The 21,431-nt window shown below is 37.5% G+C and carries 16 protein-coding genes and 1 riboswitch; of the genes, 10 read left to right on the top strand and 6 right to left on the bottom strand.

What is annotated here, in order from left to right; translation table 11 throughout:
• Nucleotides 1-33: 33 nt before the first annotated feature.
• The 3 genes from KS419_RS17885 to KS419_RS17875 all read left to right on the top strand — a co-directional run bounded on the left by KS419_RS17885 (nucleotide 34) and on the right by KS419_RS17875 (nucleotide 4,565).
• Entirely contained in the window at nucleotides 34-3,390 is a 3,357-nt protein-coding gene (locus tag KS419_RS17885; protein WP_217067754.1) for an ATP-binding protein, read from the top strand.
• A gap of 23 nt (nucleotides 3,391-3,413) precedes the next feature.
• Nucleotides 3,414-4,109: a response regulator transcription factor gene (locus KS419_RS17880; RefSeq protein WP_217067753.1), complete on the top strand. Its 696-nt coding sequence runs from the start codon at nucleotides 3,414-3,416 to the stop codon at nucleotides 4,107-4,109.
• 201 nt (nucleotides 4,110-4,310) lie between these two features.
• Nucleotides 4,311-4,565 (top strand): response regulator transcription factor, encoded by a 255-nt coding sequence (locus KS419_RS17875; protein WP_217067752.1) that lies wholly within the window; start codon nucleotides 4,311-4,313, stop codon nucleotides 4,563-4,565.
• Nucleotides 4,566-4,608: 43 nt separating this feature from the next.
• Here the strand turns inward: KS419_RS17875 and KS419_RS17870 are convergent, their stop codons facing one another.
• Nucleotides 4,609-5,004, bottom strand: coding sequence for a DUF4870 domain-containing protein (locus KS419_RS17870; protein WP_217067751.1), 396 nt, complete (start codon nucleotides 5,002-5,004; stop codon nucleotides 4,609-4,611).
• A 293-nt stretch (nucleotides 5,005-5,297) separates the two neighbouring features.
• A riboswitch (cyclic di-GMP riboswitch) is annotated at nucleotides 5,298-5,406 on the top strand.
• Nucleotides 5,407-5,417: 11 nt separating this feature from the next.
• On the opposite strand from KS419_RS17870, the gene KS419_RS17865 reads away from it, so the two are divergent.
• The 3 genes from KS419_RS17865 to KS419_RS17855 all read left to right on the top strand — a co-directional run bounded on the left by KS419_RS17865 (nucleotide 5,418) and on the right by KS419_RS17855 (nucleotide 7,062).
• The gene (locus tag KS419_RS17865; protein WP_217067750.1) at nucleotides 5,418-5,573 is read left to right on the top strand and encodes an anti-repressor SinI family protein; all 156 of its coding nucleotides are present in this window, start codon (nucleotides 5,418-5,420) and stop codon (nucleotides 5,571-5,573) included.
• 264 nt (nucleotides 5,574-5,837) lie between these two features.
• The gene (locus KS419_RS17860) at nucleotides 5,838-6,446 is read left to right on the top strand and encodes an alpha/beta hydrolase (protein WP_217067791.1); all 609 of its coding nucleotides are present in this window, start codon (nucleotides 5,838-5,840) and stop codon (nucleotides 6,444-6,446) included.
• A 7-nt stretch (nucleotides 6,447-6,453) separates the two neighbouring features.
• On the top strand, nucleotides 6,454-7,062 hold the full coding sequence (locus KS419_RS17855) for a flavin reductase family protein (protein WP_217067749.1): 609 nt from the start codon (nucleotides 6,454-6,456) through the stop codon (nucleotides 7,060-7,062).
• Nucleotides 7,063-7,284: 222 nt separating this feature from the next.
• Here KS419_RS17855 and KS419_RS17850 read toward each other — a convergent pair whose 3' ends face one another.
• Nucleotides 7,285-8,841, bottom strand: coding sequence for an ABC-F family ATP-binding cassette domain-containing protein (locus KS419_RS17850; RefSeq protein ID WP_217067748.1), 1,557 nt, complete (start codon nucleotides 8,839-8,841; stop codon nucleotides 7,285-7,287).
• A 151-nt stretch (nucleotides 8,842-8,992) separates the two neighbouring features.
• On the opposite strand from KS419_RS17850, the gene KS419_RS17845 reads away from it, so the two are divergent.
• Together KS419_RS17845 and KS419_RS17840 are read left to right on the top strand one after the other, a co-directional pair.
• On the top strand, nucleotides 8,993-10,123 hold the full coding sequence (locus KS419_RS17845; protein ID WP_217067747.1) for a DEAD/DEAH box helicase: 1,131 nt from the start codon (nucleotides 8,993-8,995) through the stop codon (nucleotides 10,121-10,123).
• 34 nt (nucleotides 10,124-10,157) lie between these two features.
• Nucleotides 10,158-10,985, top strand: coding sequence for a hypothetical protein (locus tag KS419_RS17840; protein WP_217067746.1), 828 nt, complete (start codon nucleotides 10,158-10,160; stop codon nucleotides 10,983-10,985).
• Nucleotides 10,986-11,000: 15 nt separating this feature from the next.
• Here KS419_RS17840 and KS419_RS17835 read toward each other — a convergent pair whose 3' ends face one another.
• The 4 genes from KS419_RS17835 to KS419_RS17820 all read right to left on the bottom strand — a co-directional run bounded on the left by KS419_RS17835 (nucleotide 11,001) and on the right by KS419_RS17820 (nucleotide 15,827).
• Nucleotides 11,001-12,203 carry a hypothetical protein gene (locus KS419_RS17835; protein ID WP_217067745.1) on the bottom strand — a complete coding sequence of 401 codons (1,203 nt, stop codon included), beginning with the start codon at nucleotides 12,201-12,203 and terminating at the stop codon, nucleotides 11,001-11,003.
• On the bottom strand, nucleotides 12,184-13,401 hold the full coding sequence (locus tag KS419_RS17830; RefSeq protein ID WP_217067744.1) for a DUF58 domain-containing protein: 1,218 nt from the start codon (nucleotides 13,399-13,401) through the stop codon (nucleotides 12,184-12,186). Before KS419_RS17830 ends, KS419_RS17835 begins: the two co-directional genes overlap by 20 nt.
• The gene (locus KS419_RS17825) at nucleotides 13,398-14,354 is read right to left on the bottom strand and encodes an AAA family ATPase (protein WP_217067743.1); all 957 of its coding nucleotides are present in this window, start codon (nucleotides 14,352-14,354) and stop codon (nucleotides 13,398-13,400) included. Before KS419_RS17825 ends, KS419_RS17830 begins: the two co-directional genes overlap by 4 nt.
• Nucleotides 14,355-14,558: 204 nt before the next feature.
• Complete coding sequence (locus KS419_RS17820) at nucleotides 14,559-15,827, bottom strand: TraB/GumN family protein (protein WP_217067742.1); 1,269 nt, start codon at nucleotides 15,825-15,827, stop codon at nucleotides 14,559-14,561.
• A gap of 304 nt (nucleotides 15,828-16,131) precedes the next feature.
• Between KS419_RS17820 and KS419_RS17815 the strand changes: the two genes are divergently transcribed.
• Both KS419_RS17815 and cshA read left to right on the top strand, forming a co-directional pair.
• Nucleotides 16,132-19,440: a DEAD/DEAH box helicase gene (locus KS419_RS17815; protein WP_217067741.1), complete on the top strand. Its 3,309-nt coding sequence runs from the start codon at nucleotides 16,132-16,134 to the stop codon at nucleotides 19,438-19,440.
• Nucleotides 19,441-19,770: 330 nt separating this feature from the next.
• On the top strand, nucleotides 19,771-21,276 hold the full coding sequence (cshA, locus tag KS419_RS17810; RefSeq protein WP_217067740.1) for a degradosome RNA helicase CshA: 1,506 nt from the start codon (nucleotides 19,771-19,773) through the stop codon (nucleotides 21,274-21,276).
• The last annotated feature ends 155 nt before the right edge of the window (nucleotides 21,277-21,431 follow it).

Below are 21,431 nucleotides of genomic sequence, written 5' to 3'. Positions count from 1 at the left end.
GGTTGGAAATTGTCTTAAAAGAGGTGTTCTACCTTGAGAATAGTACATATATTTATCCCCATTTCTTTCTTTATTATATTGATACTATTTTGTAGTCCGTTTTCAGTTACGGCCTTTCATGGACAAACAGTGGAGGTTTCGGATGAAACTGAAAATGTGGATTTAAACATGTACATGGATTTATTTGAAGATGAAGAAAAAAAATGGACAATTGATGAAATTAGTTCGGAAAACTTCTCTGATCAATTTATAAGCAATGAAGAAACCTTACCGAACTATGGATATACCTCTTCAGTTTATTGGGGAAGGTTACAAATAAAAAATCTATCAGCTGAAGAAAAAAACTGGCTTCTAGAACTGGACAATCCAACAATGGATTATGTTTCGATTTATTTACCAACTGAGGGAAGTTTCACTGAAAAAAAGTCAGGAGATCTTTTTCCATTTCATCAACGGGAATTGGAACATCGTAACTTTGTATTTAAAGTAAGTACTGATTCGTTTGAGACAAAAACTATCTATCTCAGGTTCGAAACAGAAGGGGCAATGCAACTACCTCTAACGTTATGGAACGGAGATGCTTTTACGGCCAAATCACAAATGGAATATACATTACTGGGATTGTTATTTGGGATTGCAGCAGTTATGGCCATTTATAATCTATTTTTATATTTCTCCCTTCGTCACAGAAGTTATATCTATTATGTAATTTTCATTTTAGTTAATGTGCTTACACAGTTGTCCTTTCTTGGATTAAGTTATCAGTACCTCTGGCCGGACGCTGTTTGGTGGAATAATCGTTCTATTGTATTTTTCATGTGTTTGGCCAATATTTCTGGACTTGTTTTTGCAAAAGTTTTTCTAGATATGAAAAGGTTTACTCCCAGAATAGACAAATTGATGGCACCAATTATTATATTTAATTTATTGTTAATTGTTTTATTATACTTTTCTTACCCACTTGCCCTTTACATTGTCATGGTAAGTTTGTTATTTTTTGTTGCATTAGTAATTATAACTGCTTTCCTTTGTTATCGTCAGGGCTATCGTCCTGCCCGATTTTTCCTTTTAGGATGGTTCTTATTAGTGGTTGGGATTGTTATAACCAGTTTGAGTGATGCTGGTTTAATTGCCCTTAACCCTTTCACCAAATATGCATGGCAAATATCATCAACGGTAGAAATAGTACTATTTTCCTTCGCCTTAGCAGACAGAATTAATACGATGCGAATTGAAAAGGCACAAGCGGAAAAAGAGGCAATTGAAAGTAAGGAGATGGCACTCCACAGTTTAAAGAGAACGAATAAATTGAAAGACGAGTTTTTAGCTGTAACGTCCCATGAAATAAGAACTCCCCTGAACGGAATAATTGGAATTGCAGAAACAATGAATGACGGGGTTGCAGGTCAGCTGACAGAGACGATGAAGAAAAACCTTTCCATGATCATTATGAGTGGAAAACGACTCTCTCATTTACTTGATGATATATTAGATTTTTCTAAATTAAAAAATGATGTCTTAGAATTAAATATAAAGCAGGTCTATTTGCATGAAATGGCGGAAGTTGTATTAACGATGTCACAATCTTTAGCTAATGGTAAGGATGTAAGCCTACACAATCGAATCCCATCGACGCTCCCCCCTGTGAAGGCCGATGAAAATAGATTGCAGCAAATACTCTATAATTTAATCGGAAATGGAATTAAGTATACCGAAAAGGGTAATGTTTCTATTTCAGCAAAGGAAGAAGAGGATTATATAAAATTAACCGTTACAGATACGGGTATTGGCATTCCACCAGATCAATTGGAATCCATTTTTCATCCATTTAAGCAAGGTGAGCATACCATTTCAGGAGGATATGGGGGAACTGGAATTGGATTAAATATTACTAAAAGATTAATAGAATTGCATGAAGGTACAATTGACGTCACATCCAGAGAAGGAGAAGGCTCTACCTTTACATTTACATTGCCTATTTTTCAAGATAGTCAGAACACTAAAGTGGAAGTGGCGAGTGTCTATCCGGACTTGCCAATACAATACTCTATTATTGAAAATATACAGGAAAAAAAAGAGCCTACTAGGAGTGGCCGAATATTGATTGCAGATGATGAACCCGTGAATTTGCAAGTATTAATTAATCATTTATCTTTAGAAGGCTATGAGGTTGAAACTGTTAATAATGGTGCAGATGCACTAGATCAAATCGAAGCTTTAATCCCATTTGATTTACTTATTCTAGATATTATGATGCCGAAAATGTCGGGGTATGAGGTATGCCGTAAAATCAGGGAAAAGTTTTTATTAACGGATCTTCCAATACTTATGTTGACTGCCAAAAATCAACTGGAAGACAGAATTACTGCCTTTGAATTAGGGGCTAATGATTATTTAACCAAACCATTCGAAAAAAAGGAATTAACTTCCAGGGTGAAGACTTTAATTGACTTAAAAAAGGCTATGACAGGTGTCCGGGATCATGCAAAAGAACTTGATCGAATGAATATAGAATTACAAAATTTGAACGATTCACTGGAAGATAAAGTCCAGGAACGAACAATGGAATTGCAGAAAATAAATGAAAAATTAAAAGAATTGAACATTAATTTAACCAAAACAGAGCAGTCTAGGCGACATTTACTTTCAAACATATCCCATGAGCTTGGAACGCCCATTACATTTCTTCATTCCTATGTACAGTCCATAAAGGAAGGATTAATTGAGGCATCGGACACAAGATACTTACAATTGGTAGAAAATAAAATCCATATGTTAGATCGTCTAACTCAAGATTTATTTGATTTAGCAAAATTTGAATCTGGGAAAATGAGACTTAATATTAAAACTGAAAACCTAACAGAATGGATTGAACAAGTATATCGGAAGTTTGAATTAGACGTGGAAGAAAAGGGAATTGAGTTAAATTATCCTAAAATAAATAGCAAAATGGAAAACATTAAGGATATTGATATATTAATTGATTACAAGCGTATGGACCAGGTATTTAGTAATATTATATATAATTCATTGAAATACACCCCTATAGGTGGAAACATTTCTATTGTCATTGACGTCAAATCATTAGATCCTGAATTTAGAGAAATGGACGGGGATTTTGAAGGGGAAGTAATTATTGCAGTAAAAGATACAGGTCAAGGGATCGAACCCGATGTATTACCATATATTTTCGAAAGGTTTTACAAAGGATCTACATCCAAATATGCTAAGGACAGTGGATCTGGGTTAGGATTAGCCATCACAAAGGAAATTGTCCAATACCATAAAGGGCGAATTTGGGTAGAAAGCCAATTGAATAAAGGTACGACATTTTATTTTACATTACCATTTATTATGAATACGGTGGAGAGATTAGAAGATATTTGTTAGCAGTTCAAATAGGGGGGAACACAATGGTTCAAAATATAATTTTAATTGTCGAGGATGATCCAGATATTCGAGAACTAACCTCCTTATACTTGGGGAAAAAGGGTTATGAAGTGTTTATTGCAGAGAATGGTTTACAGGCTTTAGAAATAGTTAATAAAGAAAAGCCACATTTGATTTTGTTGGATATTGTCCTACCAGGAATGAAAGGATTTGAGCTGTGTGAAAAAATCCGTGAATTAACGGATGTACCAATATTGTTCTTAAGTAGTAAGAGAGATTCCATAGACAAAATTAAGGGGTTAGAAGTGGGGGGAGACGATTATATTACGAAGCCTTTCGACTTTGCTGAACTGGAAGCTAGGGTTAGAGCTAATTTAAGACGAAACAGATTAATGGCATCTAATGAGCATAAGAAGAAGCGAGTCCTGACCTATGGGCATCTATCTATTGATTTGGATAGTTACGAAGTATTTGTTGATGGGAAGTTAGTATCCCTTTATGCAAAAGAACTTCAATTATTGTTACTTCTTGTAAATAATCCGAACCAAGTGTTTAGTGCAGACCAATTATACGATCAAATTTGGGGCATTGACAGTTATGGGGATCTAAAAACGGTATTGGTACATATTAGTAAACTCCGTAGAAAGATAGAAGTGAATCCATCTAAACCAGTACTTATACAAACTGTTCGTGGTTTCGGATATAAGTTTAATGCATAAAAAGAAAAGCTGAAACGTTAATGCAGCATGCTTTTTAATCACTGGAGAAATTTTTAGAAATAGTGTTTTACTACTCCTGAAATATGGGTATAACAAATATTTAGAAAATTCGATATCCTTTTTAACCGTATTTTAACCTTAACCATTTATATTAGTTGGGGATAACAATACGGTTATTTTATTTTCAAGGAGGAATCAAAAATGGAAAATGCCCAAATTAGTCAGGGGGATATGAAGAACAAGAAGGAATTGACAAAAAGAGAGATAGAAGTTCTTGAGGAGTTATGTACAGGGAATTCAAATCGTGAAATATCAAACAATCTTTTTATTAGTGTCATTACCGTTAAGGTTCATTTGAAGCACATTTATGAGAAATTAGGTGTAAGGAATCGATCCCAAGCCATCATTTTAGCAAATAAAAATAACCTGTTATCCTCAAAAGGGGAGAGGGGCTAGGGAACAGCCCCATGATCCCAAAATGGTTGAGGACAAATCTTCCTTATTTGTTCAATTGGTTCTCAACCATATCCCCAACGATAGGTAGTTTGTATCTTTCGCCATTATAAGCCTTATACATCAGGAAAATCCATAATACTAATGAGACCGGTGATATCAGAAGACTAAGAATAATTCCGATAAATGGTATGATAGAAAGGACTAGGAAAAACACCATAATTGCTCCAAAGGTTATAATGGATTGAAGAGCATGGAACCGGATAAAATCATTTTCTTTTTCCATAATGTAAAATACAATTCCAGTAATAAATGTTACTAAATAGCATAATAGCCCACCTACATTTTCCTCTAAACCTAATGAGGATTTTGCTTTCGGAGAACCTGTGTCATCACTTTTTGCATCTGTCACTTTTTCATTGCTTTCTGTTTCTGGACTCATTCTTCTTCCCTCCTGAATTTTACTTAATAACAGAATCGTATCAGACTTCAGAGCGAGTGCCTATTATACAAAAGTATAATAGCTAAGGGAAAAGATAAAAATTTTTCAGGTTGTTTAACAAATATTTTGAATTTTTTTCATATTCCTTACTTATTTTACCTATTTTTAACCTTTGAAACATATAATAGTTTCAAGATTGAGGTAATAACCCATAAATGTTGTTGAAATTGGGTTTATGTAGTCATTTTTTGAGGTTTTGTAAGTTGGTGTTAAGGGGTGTACACAAAGTTCCTCCTAGAAAAAGGCAAAACTATTGAAAAATAGTGGCGCAAAACCACGGGTCTAAGGACAAACGTACATAAAGAGCAATATATATTTGTCTATGATAGCCGGGTTCCCTAGAAGGTAAAGAGTTGGAAGGGGGATCTTGGGTAGAGATGCAGCATGCCAATATGCAAGTTCAAGAGAAGGAATGGGAGAAACTGCTAAAGGAAGCAAGGGAGCTTGGCATCACACCTACAGAAATCAGGAACTTTTTTAAGCAAAAGAAACTAAATTTATCTAGCTAATGGAAACGGTAATTGCATGAACCTAATAAGGTTTTTGCAATTTTTTTAGTTTGGAATTGTCGAATTGTGGTAAGGAAATTACATATTTTGTTGAATGATAACGAATTCTAAAATGGTAAAAGTAGGGTGGCTGAAAAACTTGTCATTAGTATGTCAGAAGACATATTTATTGAACTAATAAAAAATTAGAGATAAGATATAGATACTTACTTTTTGAAAGTGGAATAAAAATTCCAGAAAGGCACGAGGTGATTATTCTTGAAAATGAATCATATTTTTAATCAAGGAAAGAACGGGAATACATTATTACTCCTTCATGGGACTGGAGGAGACGAAAATGATCTCCTTCCCATTGCGGGCATGATTGATGGAGATGCGTCAGTGTTGAGTGTCAGAGGAAATGTGGATGAAAATGGAATGAATCGATTTTTTCGCAGGCTAGCAGAAGGTGTATTTGACGAGGAAGATTTAATTTTTCGCACAAAAGAATTAAATGACTTTATAGGCCAGGCTGCTGCAAATTACGGATTTGATCGAGGTCATGTGATAGCAGTGGGTTACTCCAATGGTGCGAACATCGCTGGAAGTCTTTTATATCATGATGGAAAAGTCCTGAAAGGGGCCGTGTTGTTACATCCGATGGTGCCACGTAGGGGAATCGAAATCCCTGATTTAACTGGGTTGCCTGTATTTATCGGAGCAGGTGTGAATGATCCTATTTGTCCGGCGCAAGAAACAAAGGATTTAGAGAGCGATTTAACAAAAGCAGGTGCTGAAGTAGAAGTATTCTGGGCAAATATGGGCCATCAGTTAACGAGAGACGAAGTGGATCATGCATCTGCTTGGTATCAAAAACACATGAAGGGAGAGTAATAACTTCATGAAATCTATAAATCCTAAAGCATTGTCAAAGAAAGAGAATTACGTATTACTGTCATCAACAGTGATGCCTCGTCCTATTGCGTTTGTCACATCCCTTGGGAAAGATGGTACTTTAAATGGGGCACCATTTAGTTTTTTTAACATTGTGTCGGCAGAGCCGCCACTCCTATCCATCTCCGTTGGTCGAAAAGCAGGGGTGCACAAGGATACGGCAAGAAATATTCTTGAGCAAGGGGAATTCGTCGTACATTTGACGGATGAAAATAATGTTGCTGCAGTGAACGAAACGGCAGCAAACTTACCTCCTCACGAAAGTGAAATTGAGAAGGTAGGTATGACTCAAGTAGCAAGTGATGTGGTGAAGGTTCCTGGTTTAAAGGAATCACCAGTGCGCTTTGAATGTACGTTGGAAAAACATTTAACTTTCCAAGAAGGGGACACGATTACGGATTTTATTATCGGTCGAGTGGTTAAGTATCATGTTAATGATTATGTGTTTGGAACCGATGGAAAAGTAGACTCGGGCTTGTTAAGACCGATTGCGCGACTTGGTGGTAAAGAGTATGCCAAGCAAGGGGAAGTTTTTGAATTGGAAAGGCCAAAATGAAAATAAAACATCAAGAGGCTGGGAAATAATTAAAGTGTGAAATTCAAAATCAGAACCATACACAACGATAGTGAAGGAAATATATAATATATAAAGAAAGTAAACGATCGTTGCGCCTGCGGTTACTCGTCGGAAAAAGACTGCTGGATTAAAGGAGGCCACTGAAAAAGTTTAAAAAAACTTCTTCAGTGGCCTCCATTTTAAAGACCTATATACATATAACTAGAATATCTTCGTCGTCCAGTTTTCACCGTTCCATATATCCGTTACTACTTCTTTATAAAATTCTGGCTCATGGCTGATTAACAGAATACTTCCAGTGTAGGCTTTTAATGCACGCTTTAGCTCGTCTTTCGCATCTACATCTAAGTGGTTCGTAGGCTCGTCCAATACGAGAATATTCGTTTCGTTATTCATTAATTTACAGAGACGTACCTTTGCCTTTTCTCCACCACTCAAGACGGCTACTTTACTTTCAATATGCTTTGTCGTAAGTCCACACTTAGCTAAGGCCGCGCGAACTTCAGCTTGGTTGTAGCTAGGGAACTCACTCCACACTTCTTCAATACACGTATTTTGATTCTCTACTTTAATTTCTTGTTCGAAGTACCCAATTTCAAGGAACTCTCCCCGCTCCACCTTCCCACTAATTGGTGGAATTTCTCCAAGTAAACTCCGTAGTAATGTCGTCTTACCAATACCATTAGCACCAACGAGGGCAATTTTTTGTCCCCGCTCCATACGTAAATTTAGCGGTTGTGATAATGGCTCACTGTACCCAATAACTAAGTCACGTGTTTCAAAGACGGTTTTACTTGGCGTACGCGCCATTTTAAAATGGAACTCTGGCTTAGGTTTTTCTTTGGCTAGCTCAATGACGTCCATTTTGTCTAGTTTCTTCTGACGGGACATAGCCATGTTTCGGGTTGCAACACGGGCTTTGTTTCTCGCTACAAAGTCTTTTAACTCGGAAATTTCCTGTTGTTGCTTCTTGAATGCTGCTTCTAACTGTGATTTCTTTACTTCATGAACATGCTTGAAGTGGTCATAGTCCCCTACATAACGGTTAAGTTCCTGATTTTCCATGTGATAAATTAAGTTAATCACGCTGTTAAGGAAAGGAATATCGTGCGAAATTAGGATAAAGGCATTCTCATATTCTTGTAAATAACGCTTTAACCATTCGATGTGTTGCTCGTCTAAATAGTTCGTAGGCTCGTCCAACAAAAGAATATCAGGCTTTTCAAGAAGAAGTTTGGCAAGGAGGATTTTCGTCCGTTGCCCTCCACTTAGATCGTTCACATCCCTATCGAGACCAATTTCATCTAAACCTAGACCACGGGCCACTTCTTCCACTTTCGCATCGATGGTGTAAAAATCATTGTTGGAAAGCATGTCTTGAATAACGCCTACTTCTTCTAAAAGTTTTTCCATTTCTTCTGGGGTGACATCGCCCATTTTTTCATACATTTCATTCATATTTGCTTCTAAATCATATAAATATTGAAATGCGCTTTTAAGCACGTCACGCATGGTTTGTCCTTTAGCTAATACGGTGTGCTGATCAAGGAAACCTACACGAACAGTTTTTGCCCATTCAATTTTCCCGTCATCAGGATCTAATTGACGGGTAATAATATTCATGAAGGTGGATTTACCTTCTCCGTTAGCACCAATCAAACCGATATGTTCTCCCTTTAAGAGGCGGAAGGAGACGTTATTGAAGATGGCGCGGTCACCAAAACCGTGACTTAAGTTTTTAACGGTTAATATACTCATAGGATCAACATCCTTTACTTAGATTTACAAGGAAGCACCGGAACCATCCCCATGCTTCTTCCCTTTGCTTCTTCCTGCCCATGTAGGCTACAATTTGGAGTGCAAAGCCTTTATAATCCATAAATTAAATAAAAAAGGAGAAATACATAAAATGAACAGTACATGGTCTATCATACAAAGTTTTCAGGGCTTTTTACAAGAGGGTTGGCAAAAATCAAATTTTTCCAATCCCACAGAGATACAAGAAAAGGCTGTTCCTCTTATTTTCGAGGGTAAAGATGTGATTGCCCAGTCCCCAACAGGTACTGGAAAAACCCTCGCTTATTTGCTGCCTATCTTAACTAAAATCGATCCTAATCGAAAGGAAGCCCAAACTCTTATTTTAGCGTCTTCTCGTGAACTTGTCATGCAAATTTTGGAGGAAGTTCGTATTTGGTCAGAAGGAAGTGGAATTGAGCGTGCAGCCCTAATAGGGGGAGCAAATGTTAAAAGGCAGTTAGACAAACTGAAGAAGAAGCCACAAGTGATTGTAGGGACTCCAGGAAGAATAGTGGAACTTATTAATATGAAAAAATTGAAGATTCATGAAGTGAAAACGGTTGTTTTTGACGAAGGGGATCAATTGTTTTCTAATGAGCATGTGAAAGCTGTCGATCAAATTCTTAAAGCAACCATGAGGGACAAGCAGGTACTTGTTTTTTCCGCCACCGTTGGCGAAGAAGTGGAAGAAAAAGCGAAGGCGAGGATGAATGATCCAGAGGTCATTAAAGCACAAGTGGACGAAAAGCTGCCAGCATCAATCGACCATGTATATATTGTTTGTGAGGAAAGGGATAAGATCACCACCTTAAAAAAGTTAATGAACACGGGTCCTTATCGTCTGTTAACGTTTTCTAATAACATTAATGAATTATCTTCGTTAGCTGCAAAACTAGAATACGACGGCGTTAACGTAGGAGTTCTTCACCGAGATACGACAAAACAAGAGCGAGAAACAGCAATACAACAATTTCGCGACGGTAAAACTTCATTGTTGTTAGCGACGGATGTGGCTTCTAGAGGATTAGATGTAAAAGGACTGACGCATGTCGTTCAACTGGAAGTGCCGAAGGATGAGGAGCAGTACATTCATCGCGCCGGGAGAACAGGAAGGGCAGGAGCAGAAGGGACTGTTGTTTCAATTGTCACGGAGTTTGAAGTGGATAGACTGCTTAAGATTGGGGAAAAATTAAGTATCACATTTGAAAAAAAACGGTTATATAAAGGGCAACTTATACGATAACCAGTGATAATTTTACTTTTTGAGGTTGTTTGCTATGAGAAAAAGGAAGTCAACTCCATTTTTAATTTTGTTAACCATACATTCTTTAATGTTAACTGTGATTCTTTATAAAAGAGGTTTAAATCGTACAATGGCTTCCCTTATTCCAAATATAGGATTAGCTTATCTCTTTGAATATGTAGTTCTAAATCTTTTTAATGCGTACATTTATTCTCCTAAGTTCATTAAGGATCCATTTATTGATAAACTTGCAGGTGCTATTTTCTCTCAGGCCATTTATGTTCCCATAACTGCAACATTTATCTCTCTATTTAAGCTCGGAACCTTTTGGAAAAGTTTTTTTTCAACCTATTTTGTTAGTATTGAAAAGCTATTTTTACATCTTAGAGTTCATCATAATCGTTGGTGGAAGACTATATATACAGGGATATTGACTTTTATCTACTTTTTCATTAGTGATTATTGGTATAGAGGGTTGAAAGAAGGGAAAAAATTTCATCGAACACTCTCGGTATTTTTCACTTTTATTACGATTCATTCCACTAGTTTATTTGTATTCGCAGTCTTTAGAATTCTACGCTTTGGTGTGAAGCAAAATAACTGGCAGGAGCATTTTATTATTGCACCACTCTACAGTATTGGTGTCTCAATAATGTACAGTCTGAATGCAATGGCAAATAAGAGGAAGCAATCTTGGTTGATAGCTGGATGCTTATTACTGGTGGATGTACTCTTTTATCATTGGAGATTGGTTAAGGCGAATTCCATTACATGGGTTATGAGTATTATACCGATGCACCTTAGTCTATTATATATTGGTAAAAGTGTGAGAAACCTTTATGAGGGTATAGGGGAACAATAAAAAAGCTGGCGGATACTATGATCCGCTAGCTTTTAGCTCTCTTAGTTGTTTTTTTACTTGTTTTATGGCTTTTTTATAAACTGCAAGCTCATTGTTTTCTAGACGCCCATTACCATATCTTATTTTTTCATAAGTAGATTGGATCGTATCCTTTAAAGAATCTTCTACAGGTAATCTTAATAACCAATCATCCACCGTTTCGTTGTAGCCTCTTCCCATTCCCATTTTGGCCAGTTTTATTTCCATATCATAAAATAAATGGCGGACCTCATTTTTTGATGCAAATCGTTTCCTCAAATTGGTGAAAGGAGTGGATTTCCTAACTGTCTCAAGAGAATAATCTTCGATAATGGTTTGTGTATGTTCTGTTTTCTTATACTTGTGTGTTCTCCGATAAATCATATATGCCATGACAACGAGTAGAATCACAGCGAAAATATAACCTGCTACAGTAGAGTCTGTAAAAGAATAACCTTCTACTAAATCCTGGTCGTAGAACGTACTATCTACCTCAAGTACCATTCCCTCCTCGGAGGATAATGATAGGTCAAGATTATCGAAAAAGATTAATATTGGAGCCGCGATAAAGTTCAGAACATACGCTATGCCTTGTAAACCTAATAAAAAGGTACTCTTTAGAAACGGGTATGCGAAACCGATTAAAACAGAAGCAAAACTTACTGTTACAATCCCGCCCAACATCCATTTAAGTTGAGAGTACTTTTGCTCATCATTTAAAGAGGACTGCAATGCCACGGAAATGGTTTTTAAAGATAAAGTTAATAGAAACTGGAGGAAAATAAAAACAATCAGTAAATATCTCCCATCAAAGGAATGTAACCAAAAGTAATAGACTAGTCCTAACCCTAAAGTGAAAAAGAAGATAGAGATCTCACTTGTCCGATCCCCCTGTTCCAAGTTTACCGCTACACGCCAAAAAATAATAATCGATAAAAAGGAAGCGAGGAGAATAGGAAATTCTAAAAAAGTACCGATTAATACAAGAATGGGAATAACAATAGCACTAATCCATTTCTTTTGTACTCGTTTAAAAATGACGCTAAATATTATTGCCCCAAGTAAGACGATGGTTATAAAAGGGTACGAAGGTGGAAACCGTTCTTCTGTAACATAAATAGGAAATAAAAGGATATATAATAACATCATCTCCATGCTAAACTGCGTCCAGCGTATCCCTTCAATTTGCCATTTTTTCATGAGTATGCCCCCCTATTTTACTGAGGTAAGCAGTGTCGTCCTCACTTGTAACAAAATATACCGTCCCTCCAGCACTTTTTACTTTGGCATATTCCTGTTCAATGGTAGTGCCGTTTGCCCCAAAATGAATGATATATGGTTGGTGGATCTGATTTTTAGTAACATGATGGAGCATATTCTCTACAGGAATTGTAATATTTGACTTTCTTATTCTTGCCAGCAGTTCTAATGTTTTTCCCAGATGATTTTTCCCTTCCCCTAAAGGGAGGTGTATTCCTACCGAAGAACCAGGAATCCTTAGATTGACATATAATTCATAGGAGATATGCTGTGTTGTTGCAAAATGGCAGGCATAAGCTACTTGACTTAACACTGATTCTAAATTTTCAATAGTTGGATTCATGGGGTTCTCGCTTTTTATATTCAGAACGATCGTCCACTTGGATACAGTTACTTTTTCATAAACTTTTGTTTGTAAATAATCTGTCCGGGCGGACGCTTTCCAATTAATTCTATTAAAAGGATCACCAGGTCCATACTCCCTGTTCCCACGTGTCATCATGACATCTTCATACAATGAATAGGGTTGTGAATGATTTCCCTTTTCATGTTGAATAACTTTTTCAAGCCCTTTGATGGGCTGAGGTGTAGGATATACTACTGCCTCTCCCCGATAAGGTCCCTCATATGTCAATTTTATATGGCCAAATAAAAACAAGTCATAGATATCCACTTCGATTGTCCGGAGTTCCGCAGTCCCCCTTTTTGTAGCTTTCATATTCATTACCACATTTCTTTTTGTAAATGGAGGAATGGAAAATGGATGTTCATAATTGGCATAATACCGGTCGAAGTTCTCTGATTCAATTACCTCGATAGAATGATCTGTATCGTAAAGAAATAGGGACGCTTTTATTCGGAATATGGGTATTCGTCCTCTGTTCTCAAATGGCACTTTTAAAACTGCCTGATCATTAGTGAATAACCGTTTCGTAATCATTTCTCCAGGGATTGCTACCCGTTTGGACACATAGGATAGATACAACGTATTTAAGCTAACTACAAGGATAAACAAGACTGTTAAACTAAACAAAAGAACTTCATTGGTGATTAGCGAAAGGAAAATAAAAAGAGGAATAAGGTATGTTAATACATAGTACCTTTTTGTAAACTTTACTTCTTTTCTCCACTGAATCATTTTTCAACAGCCCCTGCTTCCACTGGGACTTCCAGTTCTTGCAAAATAGTTTGTAACACTTCTTCCTTAGTATATTTAAGGGAAGAATCAATACTTAAAACAAGTCGGTGGCATAGTACATATGGAGCTAATTGTTTTACATCTTCTGGAGTAACAAAGTCCCTCCCATGTAAATAGGCTCTTGCTTGGACACTTCTCATAAAAGCAATAGTTCCCCTAGGACTCACACCAACTTCTATTTGCTTTGATTCCCTTGTTTCCCGAATGAGAGATAATAAGTAAGTCTGTACGTCACTGGATAACTGAATACTACCAATTTCCCCTTGCATCTCTTCTATTTCTTTTAAAGATACAATAGGACTTAACGTTTCGAATGGGTGTTCCTGCTTATACATGTGTATCATCATTTGCTCTTCTTCTAACGTTGGATACCCAACTTTAATTTGCATTAAGAAACGGTCCATCTGAGCTTCCGGGAGGGAGAAAGTCCCCTGCTGTGACTCCACTGGATTTTGTGTGGCAATGACGATAAACGGTTTTGGTAATGGGAGGGTTTCCCCATCGATGGTAACTTGACCTTCTTCCATAACTTCTAATAAACTCGATTGTGTTCTTGGGGTAGCGCGATTAATTTCATCAGCAAGCAGAATGTTTGTCATTACTGGTCCTGGCCGCATTTCAAAGGACTTTTCCTTTGGGTTAAAAAACTGAATTCCAGTTACATCACTAGGTAAAACATCTGGTGTGAATTGAATTCTTCGGAATGTTGCATCAATTGACCTTGCAATAGACTTTGCCAACATGGTTTTTCCTGTTCCTGGAACGTCTTCTAATAAGATATTTCCACGACTGAGTAAGGAGATCATAACCAATTCTGTAACTTCTTCTTTTCCCACCAACACTTTAGCTATTGATTCTTTCATGTCTTTTAATAGTTGCTCAGGTTTTCCCATAATCAACACACCCTTAAATTTTATATAAGAATAATTATACAGATTTCCGGTAAGGATAGCTTCAATATTTGTAAATTGGATATTTTCGTAATTTTCAAAACACTACGGGGCACTTCGGAAGTGACAACTGAAGTCAAAGAGCGGACTTCAGGTTGTCATTCCTCCACTGCCCTACGTCCGTGACCATAGGCGCTTGCGCTTTTCTTATTGGATACCTGCTTCCACTTCATATCCAAGGTCCAGCAAAAGGCCTACAATACTTTTCTCTCCAACGAGGTGCATCGCACCAACGACGACGAATAAAGTTTCATTGGAATCCTTGAGGAGAAACTCCTCAATTTTCTCCGTCATCTTTTCGTCCCGGTTGTCTCCCAACGCACTCATATACTCTTGGTATTCCTCACTGGCATCTTCATCTAAATAACGAAGTTCCAAAATAGCATCCGCATCTCCATCCTGCCAAATGCTCATTAAATTCTGTAATTCTTGAATCTGGTCATCGAAATGTTCAAGGGTATAGATAAGTTCTTCTGCCTGTGTTTCATCTGAAAGGATAAGATAAGTTGCCAATTGGTCTTCCAATGTTTCCAGTGGGATCACGTCCATTTTTCCACTGGCCCTTTCAATAAAGTACATATCTACCCCGTATTCTGCTGAATATCCCGCTTCTTCCACAACGATGGAAGTCAACAGATCCATTGCGGCCCAAGGTCTTAACATATTCAGAATCTCATCATTAATTCCGAAATTAGTGACTAGACCCAACAGTGTATCGAAAGAATTCTCCCCAATAACATCTTGAAGAGTTTGCCCATCGCGATACATCCCATATTCCAACATATGTTGAGCTACTTCCATCTCATCAATATCCGTTATATCCAACTCTACGGCTAAAAAATCTGCATTCTCAAATGCCGTCTCAATGGAATCGTGAAGTGGATAGAGGTCCTTAAAGCCCACGTGAATGGACCCAAATAGGTAAACCGTATTAGAGTCATTTTCTACTTTGTAGAAGATCCCTTTGGGTGGAGGGATTGATCTTGCGGCAGCAGAAGATGGATCATCATAAGACACTTGCACACCTTTTTCAATAAGACCATTGATTATTTCGGAGGTACTTGCCGTTGCGGTTGAAATAGGATTATTTTTAATATTTAATTTTAATAATTCTTCTAAAGACAGTAATGGAGCTAAGTCAATGATATCGTTTCCTTCAAGGTCAAGTTCTTGCAAAGAATGGAGGTAGTGAATCCCTTCTAGGCTACTGATGGAACGGTTGGAAGCATTTAGTTCTGTAATAGAGTCCACATTTTTCTCGTAAACTCCCTCTCCTTCCCTGTTAACCGCTTCTTCAATCACTGCCTCTAAGTTTGGATCTTCAAATTCTAGTAACTCCTTACTAGTTTCTTGAGAACAACCGATCATACTAAATAGAATAAATGAATATATAACTATCTGAACGGTCTTAGCCATTATAATCTCCTCTCATCAATGCTTATTTACTGACAAATTAAAAAAGTGGTTTGTTTCATTTTTATGCTGAAAATGCCATTAAACATAAATACGTGTTATTGATTAATAAGTTTCAGAATAAAAACATAAAAAAGAAGGTGAATTCTTTCAATATCGAATACAAATCTTGTTACAATGGAAGAATGGATTAATAATCTGCCTGTTAGTGGAAGGGAATTCTCTGATATTTGGTGGATAAGCAAAAATATATCGATTATCGATAATGAAATGAATTTAAGGCACTTTTGGGAGTAGGGTGATCTGCATGAAAATAAATCAAATTTCCGAATTTGAAATAAAAAATCTTTGTAGTGAAATGATTCTCCGTCGTGGAAAAAATTATTTCTACAGGGGAGATGTAAAAGATATTCATTGGAATGTAGAAGAGGACATTTATCAGGCTCGAGTGGATGGTTCGGAGCCATATAATGTGAAGTTGCAGGTGGGGAAAGATAAACAATTAGATGGCTTTTCTTGTACATGTCCCGCATTTGGCAAATACCCAGGGATTTGTAAGCATGTGGTTGCTACATTATTTGAGTTAAAGCAGCGTATTCAACAAGAGGAAGAAAGGGAGGAAAGTGGCAAATCTCATTTTTCTCTACAGGAAAAACAAGCCGAAGTTAGAATAGAAGGAAAGAGAGAGCGTCAGATTCATAATGTGGGCTTTATAGAAGAGCGTAAAACGACGGAATTGATCTCTTCTTTTCAGCAAATCTATATGAAAAAACAAGAGACCTACCAGGAAAGGGAAGTACTTCAGATTGAATATAGGATCAAACTTTTTCCTAAGATTTATAGGCATCTTACAGGGTCTATTGAACTGGAACTGAAAGTAGGCCCGAAACGTCTCTATGTGGTACGGGATTTAAAGGAATTTCTCCGCTGTTATCACGAGGAACGCACATTGAAGTTTGCAAAACTATTCACGTATGATCCATCTGATTATGTGTTTTCCGAAGAAGATAAAGCTATTTTATCCTGGCTGTGGCGTCTCTATCATTTAAAGGACGAACATCGGAAAGATCCGTTTTTTACCAGAAAAAACTATAGTGAAGATAGTCGCTCAGTAGATATACCCGCTCCTACAGTTTTAGAACTGCTGGAAGAACTTCGAGACCGAAAAGTTATAGTGGAAGTCCATGGGTTTGAATATATTGGATTTGATTTTGTTCATGGGAAATTGCCGCTAAAATTTACAATGGAAGATTCTGTACGTCATAAGGGGCAATTCCATTTTAAATGGGACAACGAAGAGGAAATATCTTTTTTTGGCACGGATTATCAAGTTATTTTTCACAGGGGAACTTTTTATGAATTAGAGCGCGATCAAGGGGAATCCATAAACTTATTAATGACACATTTAACCGATTATCATCCTGCAGAAGTTACGATTACACAGGACCAATTGGAGAACTTTTCGTCCCTTGTTTTACCTCAGTTAAAGAATATAGGGGAAGTGGATGTGAAGGAAAGTATCCGGGAAAAAATCCATATTGCCCCTTTAAAAGGTAAGCTCTATGTAGATTATCAAGGAGAGCGCCTCACTGCTGAACTTCTGTTTCAATATGGTGAGGAACAATACTCCCCCTTTGAAACTTCTCAGCCATATAACGGAAAGGTAACAGTAAGGGACGTGGAAAAAGAATTATTTTTACTTTCCCATGTGGAAAAAGTCCCTTTTAAGTACAATGGAAAGGAATTATATTTGGAAGAGTTTGATGACATTCTTGATTTTGTAATGGATGTCCTTCCTCAACTTTCCCAATGGATCGATGTTTTTGCCACGTCTCAAGTAAAAGGGTTGTTATACGAACCAACGGAACGACCAACGATTCAAGTGGATACCAATGAACGTTTAAACCTTTTAGATGTGGCATTTAAAATGGAAGGGATCGATGAAACTGAAATTGATGAGGTTCTTAAGGCTCTCTTGGAAAATAAAAAATATTATCGTCTTGAAACAGGTTCCTTTGTTAACTTACAGGACACCGAATTTCAGGAAATGAAAGGGATACTCGAAGATCTGGAGATGGAAGCATCAGCACAACATCATGTCAATATCCCCCTACTGAAAGCATTTCATTTAGCAGAAGACAATGGGATGTCGATTAAAAAAGGGAAGGCTTTTCGAGAACTTGTGGAGCGAATTTTACATCCTGAAGAAGTAGAGGCACAAATCCCCCAAACATTAGATCCAATCCTCCGTGATTATCAGAAAATTGGATTTCAGTGGCTCATGTCACTATCCCACTATGGTTTTGGGGGAGTACTTGCCGATGATATGGGTTTAGGGAAGACCCTTCAGATGATCACGTATTTAGTGGCAAAAAAATCAATACTGTCTAAGGAAGGGAAGGATTTTGGAAAAACGTTAATCATTTGTCCATCCAGTTTAGTATACAATTGGCAAAAGGAAATCGAACGTTTTGCACCAGACCTCTCTTCTGTTGTAATTAGTGGTTCTGTCCAGGAACGTCAACTGGCATTTGGGGAGGCAGAATCTAAGGAAATCTGGATCACATCTTATCCATTATTACGGCGAGATTTAGAGATGTATGTGGAACGTGAATTCTCCACTTTGATCCTTGATGAAGCACAATATGTGAAGAATGATTGGACGAAGACATCCAAAGCAGTGAAAGGTATTAGGGCGAAACAGTCTTTTGCCCTCAGCGGAACTCCAATTGAGAATTCATTGAATGAGCTCTACTCCATCTTTGATCTTGTTTTACCGGGGTTATTCAAGAACAAATCTTCTTTTAAGGAGTTGGATCAAGAAAAAGTAGCTAAACGGATTAGACCATTTGTATTAAGGCGACTAAAGAAGGATGTTCTAACAGAACTTCCTGAGAAAATGGAATCTGTCCAATATACGGAGTTAACGGATCAACAAAAGCGAACTTATTTAGCGCAATTAAGATTAATTCAAGATGATGCGAAGGCAGCAATTAATGGAGACGCTTTCCAGGAGAATCGGATGAAAATACTTGCAGGCTTGACAAGACTTCGTCAAATTTGCTGTCACCCACGTTTATTTATGAAAGATTATGAAGGTGGTTCTGGAAAAATGGACCGATTGTTTGAATATTTGGAGGAGGCTATTGCATCTGGAAGAAGAGTGGTACTTTTTAGCCAATTTACACAGATGCTCAGCTTAATTCGAAATCAGTTGGAAAATTATAGCTGGAAGTATCACTATTTGGATGGTTCAACACCTTCAAAGGAGCGGATTGAATTGGCCGATCGCTTTAATAATGGGGAGAAGGAATTGTTTCTCATCTCATTAAAGGCAGGTGGAACCGGATTGAATTTAACAGGGGGAGACACCGTTATCCTATTTGACTCTTGGTGGAACCCTGCAGTAGAAGAACAGGCAGCAGACCGTGTTTATCGTTTTGGCCAAAAAAATGTTGTTCAAGTAACGAAGTTAATCACTACGGGAACAATTGAGGAAAAAATTCATAAGCTTCAAGAACAAAAACGGGAGCTGTTAGATCGCGTGATTCAGCCAGGGGAAAAAATGATATCGTCATTAACAAAAGAAGATATTGAGGAATTGCTCGATATATAAACAAATGACGTTATTAACAACATAAGTGGTTGATTAAAACTGGTAAAAGGACAATGGAGGTTATCTCTGTTGTCCTTTTACTTCGTGTTTGTTACCGATATAATATAAATTGATTCGCACTAAGAGGAAAAATGTGGTACAGTATGTTAGTTGGTTTAAAACAGGTTTTTCACCTGACAGATATAATCTGTTACGAAATAGGACATCAAGAGCTGAGCTTATTCCGTGTTATAGAGAATAGGTTCTTTTTATTGGATAAATACTAAGGAAAGACAGTTTTAAATCAATCAATTCAATATAAATAATTATTTATGTAAAGGAGAAAGTACATTGGCACTATTTAATGAGTTAAATATTGAACAATCGATACTCCGTGCTATTGATTCAATGGGATTTGAGGAAGCAACCCCGATACAAGAACAGGTTATCCCATTAAGTAAAGATGGGCAGGACATAATCGGTCAGGCACAAACTGGAACGGGGAAGACCGTAGCATTTGGAATTCCATGTATAGAACAGGTTACATTGGATGAAAAGCATCCTCAAGCACTTGTATTAACCCCTACCCGTGAACTTGCAATTCAAGTAGCGGAGGAACTGAATAAGCTAGGGAAATTCAAAGGGGTCCGTGCACTGCCGATTTATGGTGGACAAGATATTTCTAGGCAAATTTCTGCTTTGAAAAGGCATCCACAAATCATTGTGGCAACACCGGGACGTTATATGGATCACATGAGAAGAAAAACAATACGTCCTGAATATTTAAATATCGTGGTTTTGGACGAAGCGGATGAAATGTTAAGTATGGGATTTATTGAGGATATTGAAACGATTCTTCAGGAAGTACCGAAGGAACGAAGAATGCTGATGTTTTCAGCTACTATGCCTCCTAAATTAAAAACTATTGCCGATCGTTTTATGCGAAGTCCAGTTTCTGTGACGGTAAAGGCGAAGCAACTGACAGTAGAAAACATCGAACAACGGTATATTATCCTCCCGGAAAAAGAGAAGTTTGATACACTTTGTAATTTACTCGACATGGAGACACCTGAGCTTGCTATTATATTTGGACGTACGAAACGACGGGTGGATGAATTAACGGAATCGTTGAGTATTAGAGGATTTGCTGTAGATGGATTACACGGAGACTTGAAACAAGAACGACGTGATCAGGTTATACGTAAATTCAAACGTGGAGCGATAGATGTTATGGTGGCAACAGATGTAGCTGCCCGTGGCTTGGATGTCAATAATGTGACTCACGTCATTAATTTTGACCTCCCTCAAGATGCGGAAAGTTATGTCCATCGTATAGGTCGAACTGGGCGAGCCGGGAAAAAGGGAATTTCTTACAGTTTTTCAACACCTAAGGAAAAAGATCATTTAAATTATATTGAACAAAGCACTAAGCAAAAAATGAAACAAGTACCCCGGCCTACGTATGATGATGCTTTAACGGGCAGACATCAAGAAGCAGTGGAGAATTTAACTACTGCAGTAGAAGGGGAGAAGAATACAGAACTGGAAAAAGCAGCGAAGCAGCTTTTACAAACGTACGATCCTGTTATGCTTGTTTCGGCAGCTTTACAGATGGTGACAAAGGAACCTAGTAAGAAAGCCGTGAAAATTACCGGAGAAGCACCAGTTCGATCCAAGAATAAACCGAAACGAGACGGTGGTGGAGGACCCCGTGGTGGCAGAGGTGGCGGTGGTCAACGGCGCCGAAAAGAACGTACTGGAGAAGGCGGCGGCTATAAAATCAAAGCGAAGAAGCGTACAAAGAACGATAGAGATGGATTTAAGAAAAAAGATCGTGATGGACGGAAAAAAAGTTAATTTACGTTTGGAAGGCTTTTGTGGTAATCATACTGCAAAAGCTTTTTTTAAAAGGTAAGAAAGTTTTTGCACCTTCGGGCAAGTTGTCTAGCTCCAGCGCCTACTCGCATGGGAACTGAAAAAGTGGTGCTTTTCCACTTTTACAGTCCCTAAGC

Origin of the sequence: Evansella tamaricis (genome assembly GCF_019042215.1) — a bacterium.
In the GTDB taxonomy this organism is placed as follows: domain Bacteria; phylum Bacillota; class Bacilli; order Bacillales; family Salisediminibacteriaceae; genus Evansella; species Evansella tamaricis.
This window is presented reverse-complemented; position numbering and strand designations above follow the sequence as displayed.